A 22,548-nucleotide genomic window follows, 5' to 3' on the forward strand; every position below is an offset into this window, starting at 1 on the left:
CGACGTGGCGTACTGCTCGATCCAGGCCGCAAGGGACGCGGGGTGTACCGGCACTGACGCCGAGGTCGCCGCGTGGATCCAGGCTGGCCGCGAACGGATCGAGCGGTACACCCAGCAGGTATTCGAGCCAACTGACCTGGCGGTGGTAGCGGACGTCGGCGCGGGGGGACTGGTCATCCTCCCGCGCCGCGTCCGAACCGTCACCAGCGTCACACCCAGCCCGGCCGCCGACGACGCCCCGTCTCTCCCGTCGTCTGCGTACCGGGTCACCTCGTCTGACGTGCTCGGACAGGTAGACGCCGTGCATCTGGCGTGGGGTGGCTACAACGATCTGGTGGTGGGGGCCGAGTCGTACAACGGTGGGTGGCTTGGTCTGTGGGAGCGGTGGGGCGCGCAGCAGGTGAAGGTGGCCGGGAGCTTCGGTTACGCCTCGGCGCCGCTGCTGGTGGGGCAGGCGAACGCGCTGCTCGCCGCGCACTTGCAGGCTGAGGCCGCGCCGTCGGACGCGGACGCCGCCGAAGACCCGAGCCTTCAGGTGGATGACGAGGGCAACAACGTGGCCATCGAGGACGGCGACGACGACGCGTCGTCGGAGCCGGTCTCTCCGGCGGCGTCTACCGGGTCGACGCAGGTGGACGCCCTGTTGGTGGGCTACCTGAACCGTCCGTCGCTGATCGGCGGTGTGTGATGGCGCGCTTCCGGTCCCGCGTCAGGCTGCGGATGGGCGCGCAGGTGTCGGCTCAGATCAACACCCGCGCCTATGAGCGCGGCCTGCGCCGGTTCTTCGGCGGCATGTCGGACGACGTGAAGCGGGCCGTGGACCGTACGCGCATGGACGTGCAGAACGAGGCGCGCCGCCGGGCCCCGGTCGACACCGGTCGTCTGCGGTCCTCGGTTGTGTCCCGGGCTGAGACGTCGGGTCGGTCGATCGGCTACGTGGTCGGCTCGAACGTGAACTACGCGGCGGCTGTCGAGTTCGGCACCGCACCGCACGTCATCAAGCCGAAGTACAAGCAGGCCCTGTACTGGCCGGGCGCTGCGCGTCCGGTGGCGCAGGTGAACCACCCGGGCACCCGCGCGCAGCCGTTCCTCCGCCCGGCGATCGAGATGACCGAGATCTTCTGGCGGGCGCACGCCTCACAGATCGGGAGGCGTTGATGGGCCACGACCGGAACCTGCCGCCCTCCGAGTGGGAGAGCCTTGCCGAGGCAGGCATCACCAAGGTCACGGACGACATCTACTACGGCTGGATCGACAACACGGCTGACCCCACGTTCTGGCACTGGTGCCCGACGCAAGGCCGCTGGGTCGCCGCAGGCACGTGGAAGCACGAACTCGTCTCCAGCGAGCCCCTGCACCTCGAACCGTCCCTGTTGTGGGAATGCTGCGGGCTGCACGGCTGGGTCCGCAACGGCCAGTGGACGGGGGCGTGATGGCCGCGTCCACGTCGGGCGCCATCAAGGCCCGCCTCGAATCCCTCGCCTTCGGCGTGCCCGTGTTCCGCGACGGCCCCCGCGAAGGACAGGCGCCGCCGTTCGTCGTCGTGCAGGAAGGCATGCCGGCCGGACTCGACACCACGGCCAACGGGGACTTCGGCGACCCGAACGCCGAGGTCAACATCATCGAGACCGTGACCGTCGACCTCGTCCAGCTGGCCCGCGTCAAGACCGGAGCGCGCACCACGAAGAACACCGAGCGGTACGGACTTGCCGAGGCCATCGCCCACGCCCTGCACGGCTGCACCCTCCCAGCCCACCCCGCACCCGTCCACGCCGTACGCGTGCAGGACATCGACCGCATCCCCATCGCCGACAACCGCGTCCGGCACTCGATCACCGTCCAGGTGCACCGGGAGCTGCTGCGCCAGGAGGTAGTACCCCAGTGACCATCACGTTCACGGTGATGCCCCGCGCGGACGCCGTCAGCTACCTCAGCAGCAGGTGGCCGGCGCAGCCCGGCGCGACCGTTGAGCACGTCGCGTTTCTCTCCGGACTCGCCCACGGTGCCCTGTCCGTCCAGAGCGGCAGCCAGCCGGGGACGACGTGGTGGGTGGTCGACGGGCTGATCGTGCCGCAGGACGCGGGTCCACTGCCTGAGTTGGACGGCGACGTGCTGGAGACCCTCCCACCGGACGATCCCGAATCACCCCCGAACAGCCTCCTCCCCACTCAGTAGGGCCGGACCCCGGCACCAGGAAGGAACACCATGCCTATCTCCCGAGTGACCAAGGTCTACGCCATCCAGGACGCGAAGATCGCGCCCCTGACCGCCGACCCTGCCGGCGGCACCGCCACGTACGGAACTCTCATCGACGTGCCGGGCATCAAGAGCTTTGAGATCTCCGGCGACGTAGAGGTGAAGCAGCTCCGGGGCGACAACACCAAGCTGGCCACCAACTCCAGCATCACGAACATTCAGGTCGCGATCACCCACGCCAAGCTCAGTCTGGACGTCCTCGTCGCGATCCTCGGCGGCGCGGTCACCGACTCCGGCACAGGCTCAACCGAGGTGTCCACCTGGGACCTGACCAGCGCCAACGCCACGATGCCCCCGTTCAAGCTCGAAGGGGTCACACCGCCCAACGGCGTCGACATCGTCGGCGGTGACATGCACGTCGTGCTGCACAAGCTGACCATCTCGGCGTTCCCGGACCTCGGGTTCGCCGAGGAGGACTACCGCATCGCGAGCTTCACCGCCGACGCGGACCCGCTGCTGGCCAACAACAAGTGGGTGTCGATCGTCCTCAACGAGACCGCCGCAGCGATCGCGTAAGCCCCGGGTCGGGCGCGTTCTCGCTCAGCGCGCCCGCCCGGCCACCCCTCACCCGCAGGCCGAACCCCGGCACTCACGTAGGGACACCACCACCATGACCGCAGGACTCGACCTCCTCGCAAGCAGCGCATCGATCAACCTCACCGACGGCACCGCGGTGAGCCTCCGCTACCCGATGCGTGCCATCGCGCTCCTCGAAGCACGCTACGGATCCGTCGTCGCCGTACAGGGCGCGATCGACACCACCGGCAAGGGCGCCGCCTACGGGCCCATCGTCCAGCTCATCGGCGCGGGATGCCTCGGCCCGGGCGGGTTCGAGCCGCATTTCCGCGAGCACCAGGACGCGAAGGGCGAGCGGCGGATCGCTGGAGACATCACCTACCGGCGTCGTACGGACGGAGCCGACCTCGCCGACCTGCTGCACCCGGGCCACCTCGGCGACTACGTCGATGCCTGGCAGACGGCGTTCGCCAAGGCGCTGGAGTCCCTGGGAAACGGCGACGCCCCGGAGCAGAACGGGGCCCCCGAGACGACACCTTCCCCTGGTCTCAGCTCTACTACCTCGCCGTCGGTGCCCTCCGCATTCAGCCCGACGCCTTCTGGGACATGACGCTCTGCCAGCTGATGACGCTGGCCGACGAACACCAGGCCGCCCACCAGACCGGCGGCAACCGCCCTGCCCAATCCACCAGCGGACCCGGCCTGCTCGCCATGGCCGCCATGCAGTAACCGAGGAGGTGTGACCCGTGGCTGACGACATCAACCTGCCGAACCTGGTGTCGCACCTAGCGGTCAACCTGGACGGCCTGAACGGCACGGTCGCCGACGCGTCCCGGCAGGGCTCCAGCGTGGGGGCCGCGCTCGGCGGCGGCGTGCAGCGGGAACTGCACGGCCTCCTCGCGAACCTGCCCGAGATTCCGATCGACGCGAACTCCGACCAGGTCGACCGCGACCTCGCCCGCGTCCGCGAGCAGTTGCAGGCCCTGTCCGATGAGCGGATCGGTATCGACATTCCTGTCGACCAGGCGATCCGCCGGATCAACGAGTTGACGCCGCATCTTCAGCGGCTGTCGGACTCGCATCCGAACATCAACGTGCAGGCGTCCACGCGCGCGGCGGCCCGGCAGTTGGACGAACTCCTCGCCGCCGCGCACCGCGTGGACGATGTCGAGCCGGAAGTCGATGTGCACGTCGACATCGACGAGGACCGGCCCAACCGGCTCGCCGGGATCCTCGGCCGCCTCGGTCGGTCCGGGGCGCAGGCGGGCCTGTCGATCACGGCCGGGTTCGCGAAGAGCGCCGCGATGATCGGCAGCGCAGTGCCTGCCGCGGGCGCGGTGGTCACGACGCTGGCCAACATTGCGCCGGCCGCCGGTGTCGCGGTGACCGGGCTGGTGGCCGTGAAGCTGGCTTCGGGCACGGTGAAGCTTGCGGCGATGGGGATGGAGGATGCGCTGGGGGCGGCGCTGGACCCGTCGAAGAGTGAGGAGTTCAACGAGGCGCTGAAGAAGCTGTCCCCGGCTGCGGCGAACGTGGCTCGTACGGTGCGGGACATGGCGCCTGCGCTGCGCGAGGTGCAGCAGTCCGTACAGGACGAGGTGTTCCGCGGGCTGTCCGACAACCTGGAGCGCACCTCGAAGAGCGTGCTGCCGGTGCTGCGGAGCAACCTCCTCGGCACGGCCACGGCGCTCGGCGACATGTCGGCCGGCGTGCTCGGTGCGGCGCGGGATCTCGGCGAGTCCGGCACCCTCGGCCATGCGCTGCACTCGGCGAGCTCCGGTCTGCAAAACCTGTCGGGTCTGCCGGGCATCGTCGTCACGGCGCTCGGCCAGATCGCGGCGGCGGCTGGCCCATCGTTCGAGGGGCTGACTGCGGCTGCCGCGCACATCGGCGCCGACATCGGTGACCGGCTGGGTAAGGCCTTCGAGTCGGGCCGGATGCAGGACGCGATCCAGAACGCGATCGACCTGATCGGTGATCTGGTCGACGTCGCGATGAACGTCGGACGGATCCTCGGCTCCGTTTTCTCGGCGGCGCAAACGTCCGGGGGTGGCCTGGTCGGGACCCTGCATGAGATCACCGGATCGTTGGCGGATGCGTTCGCGTCGCCTGAGGTGCAGGCCGGGCTGAAGGCGCTGTTCACCACAATGTCGACGGTCGCGAAGACTGTGGCTCCGCTGCTGGGCCAGGCCCTCGGGTTGATCGCACCGATCCTCGTCAAGCTGGGTCCGCCGATCCAGAGCCTCATCAAGAACCTCGGCGCCGGGCTCTCCCCGATCATCGACGCGCTCGGCCCTGTGCTGGAGGCGGCGGCGGGCGCGGTCGGAGCCCTCGTCCTGGCGGCGGCACCCTTGCTGCCCGTCATCGGTGACCTCGTCGCGGCCCTGCTGCCCGCACTCACGCCCCTGCTGGAGGCGTGCCAGGTCGTCTTCGAGGCGCTCGCCCCCGTCGTCGCGGACGTGGCCGAGATCCTCACGGACACCCTGTCGCCGATCCTGGCCGCCCTGCCCGGCATCATCGAACCCCTCGCCAAGCTGCTCGCCGAACGCCTCGTGTTCTTCCTGGAACTCCTCGGGGAAATCCTCGTCGAACTCGGTCCGATCCTGGTCACGGTGGGCGAGTCGGTAGGGGAACTCCTCGTCGCCGTTGCCCCGCTGATCGAAGCCGTCGCCGATCTGGTCGTGCAACTCCTCGATGGCCTCATGCCGTTGCTCACCCCCCTGATCGGCCTGGTGGGCGATCTGGCCACAGTGCTGTCCGACCAGCTGGCTGGCTTCATCTCGAACGTCGTGGTGCCTGCGGTGCAGATCCTCGCGGACCTGTTCCGCGGCGACTTCACGGAAGCGGCCGACACGGCGAAGAAGGCCGCCGTTCACCTCGCTGCCGAGACGGTGACCGCCTTTGCGAAACTGCCTGGCCAGATCAGTGCAGCGGTGGCGTCGCTGGCCGTCGTCTTGCAGCAGCGGATGCTGGAGGCTTCGGCTCGGCTGCTGGACGGGGCGCGCGCCGGCATCGCGAACGCAGTCACCGAGATCGGTCGCCTGCCCTCCCGTGCGACGTCGGCGCTCGGCAACCTCAACAGCACGCTGTTCGTCGCCGGGGCCACCCTGATCGCCGGTTTCGTCGCGGGCATCGTCAGCAAGATCCCCACCGTGCAAAGCGTGCTGGCTGACATCACACGGCGACTGCCGGACTGGAAGGGCCCGAAGCAGAAGGACGCCAAGATCCTTACCCCCGCCGGGCGCCTGCTGATCGAGGGGTTCATCAAGGGCATCACCGGGTCGACGGCCCGGCTGAAGCAGAGGCTGGAGTCCATCACCAAGGCCCTGCCCACGCACGTGCGGAACGGCCTCGAGTGGGCGCTTTCCCGTGCCACGGCCACGCTGGAGAAGCAGGTCACGAAGCGCGACGCCGTGCTGAAGAAGCTGGCGGCCGCGCAGAAGAAGCTGGACGACCTGGTCCGGGCCCGGTCGAAGGCCGTCTCCGACATCCGGACGGGCATCCTCGCCGAGGCCAACATCACCACGGGGAACGCGCAGGTCAACTCGGTCACCGCGATCACGGTCGGGCTTCAGCAGTCCCTCAAGGCGGCCAAGGCGTTCCAGGCCAACATCGCGAAGCTGCGGAAGGCCGGGCTGCGCACCGACCTGCTGCAGCAGATCGCGGACGCTGGTGTCGAGGGCGGCTCGGCGACGGCCGCAGCTCTGGCGAAGGCGACGCCCGCCGAGCTGAAGAAGATCAACGACCTTCAGGCGCAGCTCGCGAAGTCGGCCGCGTCGACCGGGAAAACGGTGGGCGACGCCCTGTACGGGGCGGGCATCCAGGCGGCCCGCGGCCTGGTCAGCGGCCTGAAGTCGCAGCAGAAGGCGATCGAGAACGTCATGCGTGAGATCGCCGAGAACATGCTCAAGATGGTCAAGGCCGTGCACAAGACGAAGTCACCGTCGCGTGCGTTCCGCGACATCGGGGTCATGGACGGTGAAGGCCTGCGCGGCGGACTGCTGGCGATGAGCGGCAAGGTCCGAGCAGCGGCCCGCACCATGGCGAGCGCGGCACTCGATGTCGGTACCGGGGTGAGCGCCGCGCTGACGAGCACGCCCTCGGCCGCGCAGCTCGCGACCGTGTACGCGGGCGGTGGCGGCGGCGACCAGCACAACACGTTCAACCTGTACGGCTCGGAGGCGAGCCCGGACGGCATCCTGCGCGCGCTGTCGTGGCGCGGCCTGGTCGGGGGGCGGTGACGGTGGCACAGCAGCAGCTCGGCCGTATCCAGTGGGGGGACCTGACGTTCGGTCCCGGATCCCAGTACGCGGTCACCGCACTCGAAGGCCTCGATGATCTGCCGGACATTCGCGCCGAGGACGTCGCCCGGCCCGGCCAGCACGGCGACTACAGCGGCCCGGACTACACCGGACCCCGCGTCATCCAGCTCGGTCTGGGCCTGCGGGGCGAAACCCCCGACGACCTGCGCGCCCTCACCATCGCCCTGCGCAACCACACCCAGCCCCAACGGCAGCCGTCGGCGTTGCAGTTCCTTGACCAGGACATCCTGGTGTGGGCGAAGGTCCGTAAGCGGTCGCTGCCGTACGACGCCGAGCACCTCTGGTCGATCGGGGACGCGGCGCTCGAGCTGTACTGCGCCGACCCCTACCTGTACGGGCTCACCGAGCAGTCGACATCGACGACGGCCTACAGCCCGTCCGCCGGCCGCACCTACCCGCTGACGCACGACCGGACGTACGGCCCGGCGGGCGAGTCGGGCCGCGTCCTCGCCGTGAACAACGGCGCCTCGGACGCGTATCCGGTGCTGCGCGTGGACGGGCCGGTGGCTGACCCGTCGATTGAGCAGGTCACCACGGGCCAAACCCTGATCATCGACGCGACGCTGAACGATGGCGAGTACCTCCTCATCGACACCCGCACGAGGGCCGTCCTCTTCCAGGGCAGCAGCCCGCGCCGCTCCTGGGTGCGGGCGGGGTCGACGTGGCCCCTGCTCGTGCCGGGCGCCAACGAGATCGCCTACCGGGGCAGCGCGCTGCCGTCCGGGTCGGGCGTGCCGTCCCTTCTGACCGTCACATGGCGCGACACCAGCCTGTAAGAGAGGAGATCCATCGTGGCTGTGATCAACCCCCCGGCGTGGCAGCAGGCCGGTTCGTACCCGGCCCGCAACGACCGGCTCGCGCTGACGTCGCTGCTGTCCTACCCGGGGTTCTTGGTGGACGAGTCCACGCCGATGCGAATTCGGCAGGGCGTCAAGCCGAGCTACACCCAGCAGCAGCTGAAGGTGCGCCCGGCACTGACCCCGAACATGACGGTCATCGTGTCGGCCGGGTTCGCCTACGTCGACCAGCACGACACGGGCGGCTCCGGCACCTACATCTGCGTCAACGACGCCGACGTCACGCTGACCGTCCAGCCCGCGGGCGGCGCCGGCCAGTTCCGCAAGGACACGGTCGTCGCCTCGGTGTACGACGCCGAGTACGCGGGGGCCCTCTCCGAGTGGCGGCTCGAGATCATCCAGGGCCCATACGCCGCGTCGGCCGGGGCGACGGTGCGCGGCACTCTGCCGGCCAACGCGCAGATCCTCGCGGACCTGGCGATCGCTCCCTCGCAGACGAGCGTGGCCGCCGGGAACATCTCCGACGTCCGGCAGTACTCGGTTGCTGCGGGCGGCATCCTGCCGGTGGCGTCGTCGGTGGCGCCGGACCGGCTGCACCCCGGGCAGATGCTGTACCTGACCGATCTGGAGCGGTGGCGGTACGGGACGGCGGCCGGGGCGACGGCGGACACGTACCCGGTGACGGCGTCAGGGTGGAAGGCGCTTACCACGATCGGGTCGTATCTGTCCGGTGCCTCGGCCGCGTCCTCGCCGAACGTGCCTGAGGTGCAGGACGTGGTGATCGGCGGCTTGCGGATCCGGTACTTCCGGGGCGTCATCAACCTCACCGGCGTCGGCACGTCCGCGTTCAGCATCTTCAACTTCAACGCGTCGTGGCGGCCCGTCGCCGAGATCAACTGGGGTGGCGCCGCAGCCCCCTCGGCCGCACCGCTGCGCGCCTTCCTGTCCACGAGCGGCAACCTGGGGATCACCGGCCAGTCCGGCACCGTCACCTCGATCGCCCTCCGGCAGTTCTCCATCGTCGACCCGCCCGGGGTGGTGTCGTGACGACCGCGATGATGGCCCTCGCCGAGGCGGTCGCGCAGCAGCCGCAGCACACGTACACCTACCTGTTCTGCGACCTGCGCACCGATCAGCTGCTGGCCGAGCTGCCGCTTGCCGACGTCTCGTACTCGTACGAACTGAACGGTGTCGGCACCCTGTCCGGGACGATCCCGTACAGCGACGAGACGATCCCTCTGGACCCGGAGACCGCGTCGACTCCGGGCCGTACGGCGGTGTACGTCGACCGCGATGGGGTCCTGGTGTGGGGCGGCATCGTGTGGACGCGGCAGAGCGTGACCGGCGGCAAGGCCATCCAGGCCGCCGAGTTCCTCTCGTACTACCAGCACCGCTACGTCAAGAAGACCCTGTCCACGGACACAAGCCTGATCATCGACACCGCGTACGTGGACGCGGGCGGGCAGCGATTGTTCACCGACCAGAAGTTCATCGTGTGGTCGCTGCTGAAGTACGCGACGGACCAGCCGGGCGGGAACATCGGCGTCGACATCAACCCCCTGACCGCCCCCGGCCACGGCATCCTCCGCACCATCACCTACTTCGCGTACGAGCGGCCGGAGATCTACAAGTCGATCGCCGAACTGGCCGCCGCAGATGACGGGTTCGACTTCGCCATCGAGGTGGGCTGGACGTCCTCGGCGAACAACGTGGCACCGAGCAGGTTCCGGAAGGCGCGGGCCTGGTATCCGCGCCGCGGGCGCCCTGCCTCGGAGTCGGGTCTCGTGTTCTCGAAGGGCGGCGGGAACGGGTCGATCCTGTCGTACGACTGGCCGGAGGACGGCACCGCTTTGGTGACGGAGATGTCCGGGCTCGGCGAGGGAACGGGCGAGGCGAGGATCGTGAAGACGGCCGCTGCGACGGATCTCCTGAACTCGGGGTGGCCGCTCCTCGAGGGAGTGGCCACGTACGAGGGTGTCATCGACGAGGCGCAGGTGCAGGGCCTGACGAACGCGGACCTTCAGACCCGGTCGCAGGCCACCGTGCAGCCCACGTTCGAGGTGTCCGCGGACACGGACCCGGAGTTCGGCTCGTACTCCGTGGGCGACGAGGCCCTGTTCGTCATCGACCCCGAGCCGCAGTCACCGGCCGGCCGCGAGGGCACGCTCCGCATCGTCAACATCGAGAACACCGCAGTGAACGGGCCCGAACGTATCCGTCTGACCTGCGTGGCGGTGTGACATGCCGAAGGTGCTGAAGTCTCCGAACTTCCTCCAGCAGCTGGCCGTGCTGCGTGAGGAGGTGGCCGCGCTGCGGCGTGCTGGGTGGGAGCGGGACGAGCTGCCGTTCTACCCGACGTCCCTGCATGGCCTCGTGTACGAGGACACCACCTCGTTCGCGACCTTGTGGGAGACGATCCTCAGCCCGCGTACGGCCAGCCTGTCGCTCGGCCTGGTGCTGATCGGCGACGTCGTCTCGTCGACGAACACGGGCGGGGAGTGGCAAGTCCTCCTGGACAGCACGGTCGTCGCGAACGGTTCCGTGCCGGCCACGTTCTCGTACGTCTTCCCGGCCCTGACTCTCGACCTGACCCCGTACCGGGCGGCGACGCAGCTGAAGGTGCAGGTGCAGGTGCGCCGTACGGCGGGCGCGTCGACCGGCGGCAAGTTCGGCGGCGGCGGCTCGATCGGCGTCTCACCTCGCTACGCCCGACTCCTCTGAAAGGCACACCATCATGGCCACACCACTCACTGCGGACAGACTGGTCGCCGCTCTCAAAGCGGAGGGCGTGCGCGTCGTCGAGTACAAGAGCTGGCGCACCCACAACCGCAACGCGAAGGGCCCGTGGGGGCCGGTCAACGGGGTGATGCTGCACCACACCGTGACCAAGGGCACCGCGTCCACCGTGTCGCTCTGCTACACCGGGCACTCCGATCTGCCCGGCCCGCTGTGCCACGGCGTCATAGCCAAGGACGGCACCCTCTACCTCGTCGGCAACGGCCGCGCCAACCACGCCGGGTTGGGTGATGACGACGTCCTCAACGCGGTCGTCGCCGAGAAGGCGCTGCCCGTCGACAACGAGGCGAACACCGACGGCAACCGGCACTTCTACGGCTTCGAGTGCGAGAACCTCGGCGACGGCAAAGACCCGTGGCCGGAGGCGCAGGCCGACGCCATGGTGCGGGCCTCGGCGGCGATCTGCCGGGCGTACGGCTGGAAGGGCGAGTCCGTCATCGGCCACCTTGAGTGGCAGCCCGGGAAGGTCGACCCGCGCACATCCCCCGGGGGCGCGGACGTGTCGATGCCGCGCACCCGGGTGCGGATCGACGAACGCCTGGCGCATCCCGCGTCGTGGTCCCCGGCCAAGCCGCCGGCGCCGAAGCCGCCCGCGCCACCGAAGCCCGCGCCGGTGCCGACCACCGAACAGCGGCTCTCCGCCCTGGAGAAGACCGTCACGCAGCAGGGCGCGCGCATCGCCGCCCTGGAGAAGGAGTGATCCCCATGTCCAACCTGCACCTGCCCGACACCGACACCGTGGTGGAGACGGCGAAGACGTACGCGAGAGACCTCGCCGAGCGGACCCTCGCCACGGCGGTGGTTGCTGCCGGCGGCGTTGCCATCGCGGCCGGGCCCGCCGACATGTTCCACGCCAGCTTCTGGGAGACGATGGCCGCGGCGGGTATCGCTGCCGGCGGAACTCTGCTGAAGGGGATGCTGGCGCGGGCGTTCGGCGGCGTGAAGAACAGCGCGTCCCTGGCGCGGGGGGTCTGATGCGTGCGGCGGCCCGGCGGCTGGGCAAGCGGTTGGGCCGCCGCGGTACAGCGCTCGTCCTGCTCGGCACGGGCAAAGTGTGCTTCGGCCTCGGCTACATCCTCACCGACGCGCCCGACCCGCGCGGACTGGAACTCCTCACGCGGGTCGCGGACATCCGCTGCTGGGCTTCGCTCTGGGTGGTGTGCGGTGCGGTCACCTTCGGTTCGGCGTGGCTGCGAATCGGCCGGGATCGGTGGGGGTTCATCGCCGCTCTGGTCCCGCCGTTCGTGTGGGGAGCCGCGTTCCTGTGGGGGGCTGCGTCGGGAGACTTCCCTCGCGGATTGGCGATCTTCGGCTGGTACGCGACCAGCCACCTCGGAATGATCCTGTGGGCTGCGTCCGTGCCGGAGTACGAGATGCCCCACCCTGCACCACCTGAGGAGAGACCGTGAGCGGAGCGTGGGGGGTTGCTGCGGGGGTCATAGGTTCGGTCCTCGGCGCGCTCGCGTTGCTGGGCAGTGGGCTGTTCGCCGCCCGGGCGACGCGGGCCGCTGCGCGTACGACGGCTGAGGCGCAGCGGGCGGCAGCCGAGGCTGCGGCTGAGCCCGCTCAGCGTCAGGCGGATCTGACCGCGTTCCGGGAGATCCGCGACGAGATGAAGGCAAAGATCGAGCGGCAGGACCGGCGCATCGACGGACTGTCTGGGCTGGTGCTGGCCTACTCCTGGACGGTGGACCGGCTGATGAACCGTATGAGGGATCGGGGCGTGACTCCGGAGCCCGAAGACATCCACGACCGCGTGCGCGAGCACATGCACACAGGAGCCTGAGATGCCGTTCCCGCCCGGGGTACAGACCGTCACCCTCACCGGACACCAGACCCTGGCCGACGGCAACGGCCGCCCGCTACCCGTACGGATCCGGCCGGTGCCGGGCCGCGTCGTCGGTGCTGAGTGGGGCGTCGTCGTCGAGAACGATCCCGTCGTCGTCGACCCAAACGACGCAGGCCAGTGGTCCAAGGTGCTGGTTGCCACGGACGCGGCGGGGTTCACGCCGACGGGGTGGACGTACCGCGTAGAGACGGGTGGCGACGCCCTGTTCGTGTCGCTGCCGCACAGCCTCGGCGAGGTCGACCTGTCCGAGCTGATCCCGGGCGCAGCCGACGACGGCGAGTACGTCCTCGTACCCGGACCACCCGGCCCGGCTGGACCCGCCGGGCCAACCGGCGCCACGGGCCCGGCCGGAGCCACCGGAGCGACAGGACCGGCCGGCGCACCGGGAGAACAAGGCGACGCCGGACCACAGGGGCCCAAGGGTGACACCGGGGATACGGGTCCGGCTGGCGCGCAGGGACCTGCCGGAGCGAAAGGAGACACCGGCGATACCGGACCGCAGGGCCCGGCAGGCGACGCGGGCACTCAGGTGCGAGTCGCCTTCGCCCGGATCGCCGACGACCCAGGAGCACCCCAAGATCTGCCGAACTCAGCCACGTGGGTACAGGCCGCCTCGTCAGCGTCGACACCCCTGCAATGCTCCATCGCGGCATCAGCCGGTGACCGCATCCGCGTGTGCGGCAACTTCATGTACTCCGGCGCGCACTACCTGGACTGGGCACTTGAGAACAGTGCGGGCGCGCCCGCCGTCTACGCGGCTTCCGGAACGTCCACCCCGCTGGCCGAGGGCAACCCGACCCTGTACCCCAGCACCGCCTTCTCCAAGGCGACCGGCGACGAGATGTTCACCGTGGGGGCCGGCCAGATCGACGGGTCAGGCAACGTGACTGTCGGGCTGTACCACCAGGGCACGAGCCCCGGGAAGGTGTACACGCATCCGCTGTACCCGTGGAAATTGCGGCTGGAGAACATCGGGCCCGAGCCTGCCTGATCAGTGCCGGGCGGGGGCCTGTCCGTACACGGCCACCCACCGGTCGCCGCGCATCACGATGTCGGCCGTCTCTACGGGGCGGCCGGTGGCCTGGTCGTAGTAGGTCCGCTCGACCGCGAGGACCGGGCCAGGCGACCAGGCCGAGGGCCTGCGCCTCCTGCCGCGACGACATCCGCGCCCGCACCCGTTCGACGGGCTCACCTACCTCGATGGACAGGACCCGCATCCGCGCGGCCACGCCTACGCCCGCGTACGGGCCGACCTCGGGGAGCGCGATCAGGGACTGGCCGGTAAGGACGAGGGGCTCCCACGACTCGGCCAGCTGCACCGGCTTGTCGTCGGCGAGGTACACGTACGAGGTGTGCATGACCGGGTCCCCGAGCTCGAGACCGAGGCGCGCGGCCACGGCCGCGGTCGCCGCCTCCGTGGTGGACTCGTGCCGCCACGTGCCCACGGCGCCCTGCTTGGCGGCACCTTCCGCGAACGGCGAGTCCTCGCTACGGCGGCGGTGCTGACGGACGAGGAGCGCCGGCGTGTCTTGGCTGCGGACGTAGTGGCCGGCGCCGTGACGGGAGACGACGAGGCCTTCCTCGACGAGGAGCCGGTATGCGGCGGTGGCGACGCTGCTGCTGCCGCCCCACTCGGCGGAGATCTCGGCGACGGAGGGAAGCCGACTGCCTGGTACGAGGTCTCCGGATTCGATCCTGGCGCGGATCTGGTCGGCGACCTGCAAGTACCGCGGCGTATCGGTCGTCACGCTATGCCCCTTTCCGTGTGACTTACGTGACAGAGTAGCGAGCCCCGGTCTACTCTTGCGCAAGAGTCAGCCTCTCACGCAAGGGCAGGGATCGGGCATGCCTATCAGCCTGCGAGCAGCAGCTTTACGCACCGCTCTGGAACGGGCGCTGGACGAGCCCGTGCACGCACTGGCCATCCCCTCCGGCATACGCCTCCAGGCCCCCGCCCCGGCTGGCAGTGACACCAAGAGATGGAACGCCCTGCTGGAGGTGCTACGCGCTGCGGACCTTTGGGGCAGCAGCGACACCACGGACACCCCCGAGATTTGGGCCGTCGTACAGGACGAGGTGGATCCATGAAGCAGGACTCCAGCACCCCGCAGCCCGCGCCCAGTTCGTTCGCCTGGTGCAGCTGGCACAACGGAAACAGCGATGACGCCCGCCTGGTCGCGATGATCGAGCAGGGCTCCGGTGTCGGCGCCGGATCGAACCTGTTCGCCTGCGGACCCTGCCGCGACGCTAACGGCCTCGTGCCGGTGGCGGACCAGTGAACCGAGCACTCATCAACGCGACGGACCTGCTGCCCGTCGCGAAAAGGTTCACCCCCACCACGGAGCAGGCGGCCGGCCACTGCTGCGTCTGGTGCGGCGGCATCGCGAGCGTCGACCTCGGCCCGCGGCTGCGCATCGCCGACGGAGGCCTGCAACGGTGGCGCCCCCGCGCATGCCGGACGTGCGTCGTCGGTGTGGCGGAGAAGCGGCACGGTACTCACCGGGAAACGTGCGCGCGCTGCACTCCGTGGGAGCACTGCCGCGACAGCCATGCCCTGTATGCCCTCGCGCACGGCCATCCTGACGGGCTGATACGCGACATCTGACCGGTCACCCCCGACGTCCCCCATGCGGGGGTGGCCTCGGCCCGTCGCAGTCTGTCCGTGCAGGCTGCGGCGGGTCATTCGAAGAACTCGCGCGGCTGGATGCCGAGAGCGTCCGCGAGGAGCAGCAGATCGTCAAGGGTCGGCACGCGGTAGCCGTGCTCCCAGCGGTGGATCGTGCGGTGGTCCCGGCCGACGCGGTTGCCGAGTTCCATCTGCGTGAGGTTGGCGTGATCGCGGGCGGCCCTGAGGCGCGCCCCGACCTCCCGTCGGCGGGGGATCAGCCAGTCGGGGAGGGGGTCAAGGGGCACCCGCCCACCGTGGATTGATCATGTCCTGGTGTCTTTGCCTGGCCAGGCAAATTTAATGATCTTGATTGGGGGCATGTGAAGGGACACCGCTTGCTGTGCCGGTGACGTGGGGCAGCGGCGGTACCAGAGCGGCCGGACTTGCGTACGCGTCTCCGCGAGATTCGGCCGTTAGACGCTACGACTCGGTCAAGGCGTCCCGCCCCGGGAGTGTCAACTCCCGGGGCGGTCTACGTTGGTACGTGTAGAGGCCCTCACCGATATACCCGGTGAGGGCCTCCTCCTGTAGGTCCGGCCTCCCCGCCGGAACCCGCAGGCACACGAGAGGCGCGTCTCAGGCGCGCGTGGGGAGACGCACCTGCCCCCCTCGTGCGCGCCACTCTACGTGCCTATTGAACGTTGTCCAGTCACCCGTACGGGTGACGCTAGATCCATGATCACGTGGGGATGTGGCATCCATGTGGCAGTGGATCATGACCGAGGCCCCCTGTTCGAATAAAACAGGGGGCCTCTAACTCTCTGACCTGCTGCGCAGGTTGTGCCCTCGGCAGGATTCGAACCTGCGACACCGGCTTTAGGAGAGCCGTGCTCTATCCCCTGAGCTACGAAGGCGGGGCTTGTGCGAAACCTTGGACGGAACTGGTGAACAGATCGTGCCCTGGTCTCCCGGTCAAGCGCTGAGCGTCTGGATCATGATGCTGCGGTGATGAGGTGCGCGGTAGACCGCGTGACACGCCGCAGCGCCCGCCGAGAGCGCTCGATCAACAGGGTACCGGATCGGGGCTCGGGCGGGCGCTGGCGTTCGGAGGCGGGGTGCCGATCGCGCCCGCTGGTGCTCGTAGGGGCGGGCGAGTGCGCCGCCCATGGCGGTGTGCCGCTTCGACGCGGGCGCTCCGCTCGTGAAGGGGTTGGCAGGCCGGGGCAGAGGTCCGGGCGGGGCGGTGGCCCACGCCTTCGACGGCCCGTACCAGGCGGACGACGAGGGGGACGAGGGTGTTGGACGACGGCCCCGCCGCACATCCGGCGGAGTGCTCAGGCCGACGCGACGGGCGCCCACCAGACCAACGCCGTGCCACCGCCCTCGGCACTGCCCAGTTCCAGTTCGCCGCCGAGCTGTTGTGCCCGCTCCGCCATGTTGCGCAGCCCGCTGCGACGACCGTCGGCCGGGACGCCGACGCCGTTGTCGGTGACCGTGAGCCGCACCCGGCCGGAGCCGACCGTGAGGGCGACGTCGGCGCGGTCGGCATGGGCGTGGCGGGCGATGTTGGTGAGGGCTTCGGAGAGGACGGCGACGACGTGGTCGGCGGTCCCGCGCGGCACGTCGGTGTCGATCAGGCCCTCCATCCGCACGCTGGGCGCGAAGCCCAGCACCGGGGCCGCCTCGCCGGCGATACGCACCACACGGGCCCGCAGTCCGGTCCCGTCGACGCCGTCGCGCGAGCGGAGGCCGAAGATCGTCGACCTGATGATCTTGATGGTCTCGTCCAGGTCGTCCACCGCGCGCACCACCCGCTCGGCGGCCTCGGGGTGCTCGATGAAGCGGCCCGCGCTCTGGAGGGTCATACCGGTGGCGAACAGCCTCTGGATGGCGAGGTCGTGCAGATCGCGGGCGATACGGTCGCGGTCCTTGAGCAGCGCGACCTCCTCGGCCTCCGCCCGACGCTGGGCCAGCTCCATCACGATCGCCGCCTGCGCGGCGAAGACCTTGACCGGTTCGATCTCACTGCCGGAGAACGCCGTGGCGCCGGCCTCCCGGACCAGCAGCACGACACCCCGGACCGCGCCGGGGGCCGAGCCGATCGGGACGGCGACGGCCGGACCGAGACCGTCGCGAGGGGTGCTGGAGGAGAACCGCTCGTCGTGGGACACGTCGGCGCTGGTGACGGGGGCGGCGGAGGCCAGGGCCTCGCCGATCAGGCTGCCCTCCCCGGGTACCACCACCCCCCGGTGCGTGTCCGCGTCCAGGCCGACGGCGAGTTCCACGGTGAGCGCGTCGGTGTCGTCCATCGGAATCGCGACGACGGCCAGGGCCGCGGCGGTGATCTCCCGGGCCCGGTCGGCGATCAGCGCGAGAACCGCGCCCTGCTCCCCGCCGGACAACAGGGTGTGGGTGATCTCGGCGTTCGCCCGCAGCCAGCGCTCACGCAACCGGGACTCCTCGTAGAGGCGGGCGTTGTCGATGGCGACCCCGGCCGCCACGGCCAGCGTCGACGTCACCGAGACGTCCTCCTCGTCGAACTGCGCCCCGCCCCGCTTCTCGGTCAGGTACAGGTTGCCGAAGACCTGCTCGCGCACCCGGATCGGAACGCCGAGGAAGGTGTTCATCGGCGGGTGATTGGGCGGGAAGCCGTACGACGCCGGGTGCTCGGAGATCTTCGCGAGTCGCAGCGGCTCGGGGTGGTCGATCAGCTCGCCGAGGATGCCGTGGCCCTCCGGGTAGGGGCCGATCCGGGCGATCTGCTGCTCCGTGACGCCGACGGTGTGGAAGGCGGACAGCCGCCTGCCGTCCGGTCCGATCACGCCGAGGGCGGCGTACTCGGCGTCGACCAGCACCGCCGCCGCCTCCACGATGCTCCGCAGGGCCTGCTGCAGGTCCAGTTCCCGGCCGACGGACAGCACCGCCTCCAGGAGGCTGTGCACCCGGTCGCGGGTGCCGCGGGCGGCGTCCAGGCGGGCCTGGAGCTCCTCCAGGAGCTCGTCCAGCCTCAGCTGCGGCAGCCGTACCCTGGCCTGCTCGGTCCGCCGAGGCTCTTCGGGGCTTCCCACCTGCGTCTCCTCCGGTCCCCGGGGCGGCCCGGCACTGGCCGCTCCGGTCAAGGACCACGCTACCGGCGCGGGGCACGGCAGTACGGAATCAGAGCCTGTTCCTGGCCGAAGCCGTCGTGGCCCGCACGCACGGCCCCTCAAGGCCTGAGGGGACTGAGGGGACTGAGGTCCAGACCGTAGGGAGTGACCCCGCCCGTGAGTTCCCGCCCGGTCACCAACTCGGGCTCGATACGGACGAAAACCTCCTCGGGCCAGGGCCCCCAGGAACGTGGTCCGTTCCGCAACAGCCGTTCGTGGACGGCCTGTTCGGTGACCAGCTTCGCCCTACCGGTGACGATGACACTCCAGCCGGAGTGAGCCGCCGCGTCGACCTCGTCCGCCTCGAAGGAGACCACCGCGCCGTCGATCGCGCGGACGAGCTCGGAGGCGGCCGAGGTACGCACCACCACCGCCTCGCCGTCCAGGGCGAAGTTCACCGGAAGCACGGCCGGCAGGGCCTGGCGTGTGTGGACGACGCGGCCGACGGGCGCCCGTGCCAGCAGGCGCAGGCACTCGCTCCGGTCGAGTTCGCGGAACCCGTCGTTGGCGTACATCGCTCTGCTTCCTCGTCAGCCAAATGGAACGGTCGGAACGGATGGAACGGATGGAACGGACGGGCAGGGGCGTCGGGGTGCGGCCGGGTCCGGTACGTCCTCCCAGGCGAACTGTCCGGCACCGTGGAACACGAAGGCTTTCATGACGCTCCTCACCCAATTCGTCGCGTTGCGGGGCCCGGGGCCCGGGGCCCGGGGCGCCTACACGCCGGAATCGGCCCGCATGTCCAGCGTGGCTCTTGTGCGCGGGTGCGGCTTGGGCCGGCCGGGCCCTTCTCTCCGGCCGGACGGCAGCGGCGCGGTCTGTCGAGCAGGGGCTGCTCCGGGGCCCACTGGACCTGGCGGGAGGGGGACCGTTCCGCCCTTCCGGACCGTCCGTCGGCGCGGCGCCGAAGATGGCCGGGCGGACATGGCGCGGCGCGCGCGGGCTCGTAGGCGAGTCCCTGTGCCCCGTCGCCGTGGTGCCCTCATAGCCGCACGCCACTCACCTTCCTACCGTCGGCGCAGTTCGGCGGCCACCCGCCCCGCCCACTCCTCGATGACGGTGAAGTCCCGGAAGTCCCCGCCCTTCCCGGAGCGCAGGATCATCCCGGCCACCCATCCCTTCGCGCCCTCCTCCAGACAGCCGCCGAAGGTGACGTGCTCGCGGGCGCCCAGTCGTGTCATGGCCTTCCTCACCCCGGGCACGGGCGGGATGTCCCGCCCGACGGCCTCGGCGCCGAGCGGGCCGCTGCTGAAGAGCCACAGCGGGCGTCCGGCGAGGGCCCGGCGGTGCCGGCGGACGAAGCGGCGGGCGTCCTTGTGCCAGCGTCCCGCGTACAGGGCGCCGCCGACCACGACGGCCTCGTACGACGCCGCACTCGCCACGGATCCGGCGGGCAGTACATCGACCGTCAGCCCGTCCTTGCGCAGGACCTTGGCAACGGCTTCGGCGATCTCCGCGGTCGATCCGTTCGTTGTTCCGTAGGCAACCAGCACGCTGCTCGGCATGGCGGTCCGCCTCCTCTCCTCAGGGTCTCGTGCTCACAGCCGGCGCGGCCAGTCGTCGGTCACGCCGTGTACGGCCGGCTCGTCGGGACGCAGCCGGTCGGCGGCGAGGACGGCGTCGTCCTCCGTCTCGGCCCGGGCCCACGGGAGCTGGGGGATGCCGTAGCGGGCGAGCGGGGCGGCGCAGGTGCGCGGGTCGAGCCGGCCGCCGTCGGAGTGCGCCGCCGGGTACACCTCGACCAGTGCGCGGGCCCGCCCGGTCTCGACGCCGTCGAGGTCGGGGACGGTACGGCATACGGTCATGGCGGTTGACTCCTCTCACAGGAAGGGCAGTTCAGCTGTTCCAGGTCCAGTCGGCGACCTCGGGCAGGTCGGTTCCGTACTCGCGGATCCAGGCCGCGTGGCGGGTGCGGGCGTCGGCCATCCGCTGGCGTACGGCGGCGGCGCGGACGGCGAGGCCGGGGACGCGGTCGATGACGTCCATGACGAGGCGGTAGCGGTCGAGGTCGTTGCGGACGACCATGTCGAACGGGGTGGTCGTGGAGCCGGACTCCTTGTAGCCGCGTACGTGCAGGTTCCGGTGGCCGGTGCGGCGGTAGGCCAGGCGGTGGATCAGCCAGGGGTAGCCGTGGTAGGCGAAGATCACCGGTTTGTCGGTGGTGAAGAGGCCGTCGTACTCGAAGTCGCTCATGCCGTGCGGGTGTTCCTCGCGGGGCAGCAGCCGGGTCATGTCGACGACGTTGACCACGCGGACGGCCAGGTCGGGGAGGTGGCGGCGCAGCAACTGTGCGGCGGCCAGGACCTCCTGGGTGGGGACGTCCCCGGCGCAGGCGAGGACGACGTCCGGCTCGCGGGCGCCGTCCTCCGTCCCGGCCCACTCCCAGATGCCCGCGCCACGCGCACAGTGGACCCGCGCCTGTTCCATGGAGAGCCAGTCGAAGCAGGGCTGCTTGCCCGCCACGATGACGTTGACGTGGTCGCGGCTGCGCAGGGCGTGGTCGGCCACGGACAGCAGGGTGTTGGCGTCCGGCGGCAGATAGACGCGTACGACTTCGGGGCTCTTGTTGAGGACGTGGTCGACGAAGCCGGGGTCCTGGTGGGAGAAACCGTTGTGGTCCTGGCGCCAGACGTGCGAGGTGAGCAGGTAGTTGAGGGAGGCGATCGGGGCCCGCCACGCCAGCTCCCTCGATGTCTTCAGCCATTTGATGTGCTGGTTGACCATCGAGTCGACGATGTGCACGAACGCCTCGTAGCAGGAGAACAGTCCGTGCCGGCCGGTGAGGAGGTAGCCCTCCAGCCAGCCCTGGCAGGTGTGTTCGGAGAGGATCTCCAGTACTCGGCCGTGCCGGTCCAGGTGTTCGTCGACCGGGAGGTGTTCGGCCTGCCAGGCCTTGCCACTGGCGGCGAAGACGGCCTGGAGCCGGTTGGAGGCGGTCTCGTCCGGGCCCACGACCCGGAAGTCCCGGCGCAGGCGGGTGTCGTGCATGACCCGCTCGAGCAGGTCACCGAGAACGCGGGTCGGCTCGTGCAGAGTCGTGCCCGGCTTCTCCACCGGTACGGCGAAGTCGTCCAGGGACCGGATGGGCAGGTCCCGGACGAGGAGGCCGCCGTTGGCGTGCGCGGTGGCGCCCAGGCGCCGGGGGCCGCCGGGGACACAGGCCAGGACATCGGCGCGGGGGCGGCCGTCGGCGTCGAAGAGTTCCTCGGGCCGGTACGAGCGCAGCCAGGTCTCCAACTGCCTCAGGTGCTCGGGGTTTTCGCGTACGGCGGACAGTGGCACCTGGTGGGCCCGCCAGGTGCCCTCGACGGGGACGCCGTCGACCTCGGCGGGGCCGGTCCAGCCCTTCGGGGTGCGCAGCACGATCACCGGCCAGCGCGCCCGCTCGGCGACGCCGTGTTCGCGGGCCGAGCGCTGCGTCTCGGCGATGCGGTTCAGCGCGTCGTCGAGGGCGGTGGCCAGGTCGCGGTGCACCTGGGCCGGGTTGTCGCCGGTGACGTGGATCGGTTCGTGGCCGTATCCGCGCAGCAGGGCGTCCAGTTCGGCTTCCGGCAGGCGGGAGAGCACGGCCGGATTGGCGATCTTGTAGCCGTTGAGGTGCAGGATCGGCAGGACGGCACCGTCGTGCACCGGGTCGAGGAATTTGTTGGAGTGCCAGGAGGCGGCCAGCGGTCCGGTCTCCGCCTCGCCGTCGCCGATCACGCAGGCGACCAGCAGGTCCGGGTTGTCGAAGGCGGCTCCATAGGCGTGCGACAGCGAGTAACCCAGCTCACCGCCCTCGTGGATCGAGCCGGGCGTCTCGGGGGCGACGTGGCTGGGCACCCCGCCGGGGAAGGAGAACTGCCGGAACAGCCGCTCCATGCCCCGGCCGTCGCGCGGCACGTCCGGGTACGTCTCGCTGTAGCTGCCTTCCAGCCAGGAGTTGGCCAGCACGGACGGCCCGCCGTGGCCCGGTCCCCAAACACACAGCGCGTCGAGCCCTCGTCGACTGATCACCCGGTTGAGGTGGGTGTACACGAGGTTGAGGCCGGGCGAGGTGCCCCAGTGGCCGAGCAGCCGCGGCTTGATGTGCTCGGGCCTGAGCGGCTCGGTCAGCAGCGGGTTGGCGAGCAGGTAGATCTGCCCGGCGGCGAGGTAGTTGGCGGCCCGCCAGTGGGCGTCCAGGGTGCGCAGTTCGTCGTCGGTAAGTACGGTGGCGTCCTGGTGTTCGACGCGTTCGGCCTCGGACATGGGATGGCTCCGTGGGTTGGGTCATCGG

The 22,548-nt window shown here is 70.3% G+C and carries 26 protein-coding genes, 1 tRNA gene and 2 pseudogenes; 21 read left to right on the top strand and 8 right to left on the bottom strand.

Going from position 1 to position 22,548, the window contains the following annotated elements; translation table 11 throughout:
• Positions 1-4 precede the first annotated feature (4 nt).
• From ABZ855_RS40735 to ABZ855_RS40820, 18 genes are all read left to right on the top strand, one after another.
• Complete coding sequence (locus ABZ855_RS40735; protein WP_360816456.1) at positions 5-688, top strand: hypothetical protein; 684 nt, start codon at positions 5-7, stop codon at positions 686-688.
• Complete coding sequence (locus ABZ855_RS40740; RefSeq protein WP_360816459.1) at positions 688-1,158, top strand: HK97-gp10 family putative phage morphogenesis protein; 471 nt, start codon at positions 688-690, stop codon at positions 1,156-1,158. Before ABZ855_RS40735 ends, ABZ855_RS40740 begins: the two co-directional genes overlap by 1 nt.
• Positions 1,158-1,433, top strand: a complete 276-nt coding sequence (locus ABZ855_RS40745; protein WP_360816461.1) for a hypothetical protein — start codon at positions 1,158-1,160, stop codon at positions 1,431-1,433. Before ABZ855_RS40740 ends, ABZ855_RS40745 begins: the two co-directional genes overlap by 1 nt.
• Positions 1,433-1,885 (top strand): hypothetical protein, encoded by a 453-nt coding sequence (locus tag ABZ855_RS40750; RefSeq protein ID WP_360816464.1) that lies wholly within the window; start codon positions 1,433-1,435, stop codon positions 1,883-1,885. The genes ABZ855_RS40745 and ABZ855_RS40750 overlap by 1 nt, the downstream gene beginning before the upstream one ends.
• The gene (locus ABZ855_RS40755; RefSeq protein WP_360816467.1) at positions 1,882-2,175 is read left to right on the top strand and encodes a hypothetical protein; all 294 of its coding nucleotides are present in this window, start codon (positions 1,882-1,884) and stop codon (positions 2,173-2,175) included. Before ABZ855_RS40750 ends, ABZ855_RS40755 begins: the two co-directional genes overlap by 4 nt.
• A 30-nt stretch (positions 2,176-2,205) precedes the next feature.
• Positions 2,206-2,772, top strand: coding sequence for a phage tail protein (locus tag ABZ855_RS40760; RefSeq protein ID WP_360816470.1), 567 nt, complete (start codon positions 2,206-2,208; stop codon positions 2,770-2,772).
• Between the two features lie 94 nt (positions 2,773-2,866).
• Positions 2,867-3,382: a hypothetical protein gene (locus ABZ855_RS40765; RefSeq protein ID WP_360816472.1), complete on the top strand. Its 516-nt coding sequence runs from the start codon at positions 2,867-2,869 to the stop codon at positions 3,380-3,382.
• On the top strand, positions 3,355-3,501 hold the full coding sequence (locus ABZ855_RS40770) for a hypothetical protein (protein ID WP_360816612.1): 147 nt from the start codon (positions 3,355-3,357) through the stop codon (positions 3,499-3,501). Before ABZ855_RS40765 ends, ABZ855_RS40770 begins: the two co-directional genes overlap by 28 nt.
• A gap of 17 nt (positions 3,502-3,518) precedes the next feature.
• Positions 3,519-7,013 carry a hypothetical protein gene (locus tag ABZ855_RS40775; protein ID WP_360816475.1) on the top strand — a complete coding sequence of 1,165 codons (3,495 nt, stop codon included), beginning with the start codon at positions 3,519-3,521 and terminating at the stop codon, positions 7,011-7,013.
• A 2-nt stretch (positions 7,014-7,015) separates the two neighbouring features.
• Positions 7,016-7,870 (top strand): phage tail domain-containing protein, encoded by an 855-nt coding sequence (locus tag ABZ855_RS40780; RefSeq protein WP_360816478.1) that lies wholly within the window; start codon positions 7,016-7,018, stop codon positions 7,868-7,870.
• Positions 7,871-7,885: 15 nt separating this feature from the next.
• Positions 7,886-8,938: a hypothetical protein gene (locus ABZ855_RS40785; RefSeq protein WP_360816481.1), complete on the top strand. Its 1,053-nt coding sequence runs from the start codon at positions 7,886-7,888 to the stop codon at positions 8,936-8,938.
• Positions 8,935-10,131: a hypothetical protein gene (locus ABZ855_RS40790; RefSeq protein ID WP_360816484.1), complete on the top strand. Its 1,197-nt coding sequence runs from the start codon at positions 8,935-8,937 to the stop codon at positions 10,129-10,131. Before ABZ855_RS40785 ends, ABZ855_RS40790 begins: the two co-directional genes overlap by 4 nt.
• Before the next feature lies 1 nt (position 10,132).
• The gene (locus ABZ855_RS40795) at positions 10,133-10,612 is read left to right on the top strand and encodes a hypothetical protein (RefSeq protein WP_360816486.1); all 480 of its coding nucleotides are present in this window, start codon (positions 10,133-10,135) and stop codon (positions 10,610-10,612) included.
• A gap of 13 nt (positions 10,613-10,625) precedes the next feature.
• Positions 10,626-11,387 (top strand): N-acetylmuramoyl-L-alanine amidase, encoded by a 762-nt coding sequence (locus ABZ855_RS40800; RefSeq protein ID WP_360816489.1) that lies wholly within the window; start codon positions 10,626-10,628, stop codon positions 11,385-11,387.
• Between the two features lie 5 nt (positions 11,388-11,392).
• The gene (locus tag ABZ855_RS40805) at positions 11,393-11,662 is read left to right on the top strand and encodes a hypothetical protein (RefSeq protein ID WP_360816492.1); all 270 of its coding nucleotides are present in this window, start codon (positions 11,393-11,395) and stop codon (positions 11,660-11,662) included.
• Positions 11,662-12,096: a hypothetical protein gene (locus ABZ855_RS40810; protein ID WP_360816495.1), complete on the top strand. Its 435-nt coding sequence runs from the start codon at positions 11,662-11,664 to the stop codon at positions 12,094-12,096. Before ABZ855_RS40805 ends, ABZ855_RS40810 begins: the two co-directional genes overlap by 1 nt.
• On the top strand, positions 12,093-12,473 hold the full coding sequence (locus ABZ855_RS40815) for a hypothetical protein (protein WP_360816498.1): 381 nt from the start codon (positions 12,093-12,095) through the stop codon (positions 12,471-12,473). The genes ABZ855_RS40810 and ABZ855_RS40815 overlap by 4 nt, the downstream gene beginning before the upstream one ends.
• Before the next feature lies 1 nt (position 12,474).
• Entirely contained in the window at positions 12,475-13,527 is a 1,053-nt protein-coding gene (locus ABZ855_RS40820; protein ID WP_360816501.1) for a hypothetical protein, read from the top strand.
• 196 nt (positions 13,528-13,723) lie between these two features.
• Here ABZ855_RS40820 and ABZ855_RS40825 read toward each other — a convergent pair.
• Positions 13,724-14,284, bottom strand: a pseudogene (locus ABZ855_RS40825) (GntR family transcriptional regulator); the annotation flags it as partial.
• A 97-nt stretch (positions 14,285-14,381) separates the two neighbouring features.
• Here ABZ855_RS40825 and ABZ855_RS40830 point away from each other — a divergent pair.
• Genes ABZ855_RS40830 through ABZ855_RS40840 form a run of 3 tightly spaced genes read left to right on the top strand, consistent with a single transcriptional unit; the run spans position 14,382 to position 15,141 of the window.
• Entirely contained in the window at positions 14,382-14,624 is a 243-nt protein-coding gene (locus ABZ855_RS40830; protein WP_360816504.1) for a hypothetical protein, read from the top strand.
• Positions 14,621-14,815, top strand: a complete 195-nt coding sequence (locus ABZ855_RS40835) for a hypothetical protein (RefSeq protein ID WP_360816507.1) — start codon at positions 14,621-14,623, stop codon at positions 14,813-14,815. Before ABZ855_RS40830 ends, ABZ855_RS40835 begins: the two co-directional genes overlap by 4 nt.
• On the top strand, positions 14,812-15,141 hold the full coding sequence (locus ABZ855_RS40840; protein ID WP_360816510.1) for a hypothetical protein: 330 nt from the start codon (positions 14,812-14,814) through the stop codon (positions 15,139-15,141). The genes ABZ855_RS40835 and ABZ855_RS40840 overlap by 4 nt, the downstream gene beginning before the upstream one ends.
• A gap of 74 nt (positions 15,142-15,215) precedes the next feature.
• On the opposite strand, the gene ABZ855_RS40845 is transcribed toward ABZ855_RS40840, so the two are convergent.
• The 7 genes and pseudogenes from ABZ855_RS40845 to ABZ855_RS40875 all read right to left on the bottom strand — a co-directional run bounded on the left by ABZ855_RS40845 (position 15,216) and on the right by ABZ855_RS40875 (position 22,520).
• Positions 15,216-15,449, bottom strand: coding sequence for a helix-turn-helix transcriptional regulator (locus tag ABZ855_RS40845; RefSeq protein WP_360816513.1), 234 nt, complete (start codon positions 15,447-15,449; stop codon positions 15,216-15,218).
• Between the two features lie 536 nt (positions 15,450-15,985).
• Positions 15,986-16,058: transfer RNA gene (locus tag ABZ855_RS40850), tRNA-Arg, on the bottom strand.
• Positions 16,059-16,478: 420 nt separating this feature from the next.
• Complete coding sequence (locus ABZ855_RS40855) at positions 16,479-18,212, bottom strand: GAF domain-containing sensor histidine kinase (protein ID WP_360816516.1); 1,734 nt, start codon at positions 18,210-18,212, stop codon at positions 16,479-16,481.
• A 137-nt stretch (positions 18,213-18,349) separates the two neighbouring features.
• On the bottom strand, positions 18,350-18,805 hold the full coding sequence (locus tag ABZ855_RS40860; RefSeq protein ID WP_360816519.1) for a pyridoxamine 5'-phosphate oxidase family protein: 456 nt from the start codon (positions 18,803-18,805) through the stop codon (positions 18,350-18,352).
• A 492-nt stretch (positions 18,806-19,297) separates the two neighbouring features.
• On the bottom strand, positions 19,298-19,795 hold the full coding sequence (locus tag ABZ855_RS40865; protein ID WP_360816522.1) for a flavodoxin domain-containing protein: 498 nt from the start codon (positions 19,793-19,795) through the stop codon (positions 19,298-19,300).
• A gap of 87 nt (positions 19,796-19,882) precedes the next feature.
• Positions 19,883-20,080, bottom strand: a pseudogene (locus ABZ855_RS40870) (hypothetical protein); the annotation flags it as partial.
• A 46-nt stretch (positions 20,081-20,126) separates the two neighbouring features.
• Positions 20,127-22,520 (bottom strand): phosphoketolase family protein, encoded by a 2,394-nt coding sequence (locus ABZ855_RS40875; RefSeq protein ID WP_360816525.1) that lies wholly within the window; start codon positions 22,518-22,520, stop codon positions 20,127-20,129.
• Positions 22,521-22,548: the final 28 nt, after the last annotated feature.

The sequence above is a fragment of the Streptomyces sp. NPDC047042 genome (assembly GCF_040644035.1).
In the GTDB taxonomy this organism is placed as follows: Bacteria; Actinomycetota; Actinomycetes; order Streptomycetales; family Streptomycetaceae; genus Streptomyces.

Coding starts and splice junctions, on each gene's coding strand:
- ABZ855_RS40740 (WP_360816459.1), top strand. CDS start 688: ATGGCGCGCTTCCGGTCCCGCGTCAGGCTGCGGATGGGCGCGCAGGTG.
- ABZ855_RS40745 (WP_360816461.1), top strand. CDS start 1,158: ATGGGCCACGACCGGAACCTGCCGCCCTCCGAGTGGGAGAGCCTTGCC.
- ABZ855_RS40750 (WP_360816464.1), top strand. CDS start 1,433: ATGGCCGCGTCCACGTCGGGCGCCATCAAGGCCCGCCTCGAATCCCTC.
- ABZ855_RS40760 (WP_360816470.1), top strand. CDS start 2,206: ATGCCTATCTCCCGAGTGACCAAGGTCTACGCCATCCAGGACGCGAAG.
- ABZ855_RS40765 (WP_360816472.1), top strand. CDS start 2,867: ATGACCGCAGGACTCGACCTCCTCGCAAGCAGCGCATCGATCAACCTC.
- ABZ855_RS40795 (WP_360816486.1), top strand. CDS start 10,133: ATGCCGAAGGTGCTGAAGTCTCCGAACTTCCTCCAGCAGCTGGCCGTG.
- ABZ855_RS40800 (WP_360816489.1), top strand. CDS start 10,626: ATGGCCACACCACTCACTGCGGACAGACTGGTCGCCGCTCTCAAAGCG.
- ABZ855_RS40805 (WP_360816492.1), top strand. CDS start 11,393: ATGTCCAACCTGCACCTGCCCGACACCGACACCGTGGTGGAGACGGCG.
- ABZ855_RS40810 (WP_360816495.1), top strand. CDS start 11,662: ATGCGTGCGGCGGCCCGGCGGCTGGGCAAGCGGTTGGGCCGCCGCGGT.
- ABZ855_RS40820 (WP_360816501.1), top strand. CDS start 12,475: ATGCCGTTCCCGCCCGGGGTACAGACCGTCACCCTCACCGGACACCAG.
- ABZ855_RS40830 (WP_360816504.1), top strand. CDS start 14,382: ATGCCTATCAGCCTGCGAGCAGCAGCTTTACGCACCGCTCTGGAACGG.
- ABZ855_RS40835 (WP_360816507.1), top strand. CDS start 14,621: ATGAAGCAGGACTCCAGCACCCCGCAGCCCGCGCCCAGTTCGTTCGCC.
- ABZ855_RS40860 (WP_360816519.1), bottom strand. CDS start 18,805: ATGTACGCCAACGACGGGTTCCGCGAACTCGACCGGAGCGAGTGCCTG.
- ABZ855_RS40865 (WP_360816522.1), bottom strand. CDS start 19,795: ATGCCGAGCAGCGTGCTGGTTGCCTACGGAACAACGAACGGATCGACC.
- ABZ855_RS40875 (WP_360816525.1), bottom strand. CDS start 22,520: ATGTCCGAGGCCGAACGCGTCGAACACCAGGACGCCACCGTACTTACC.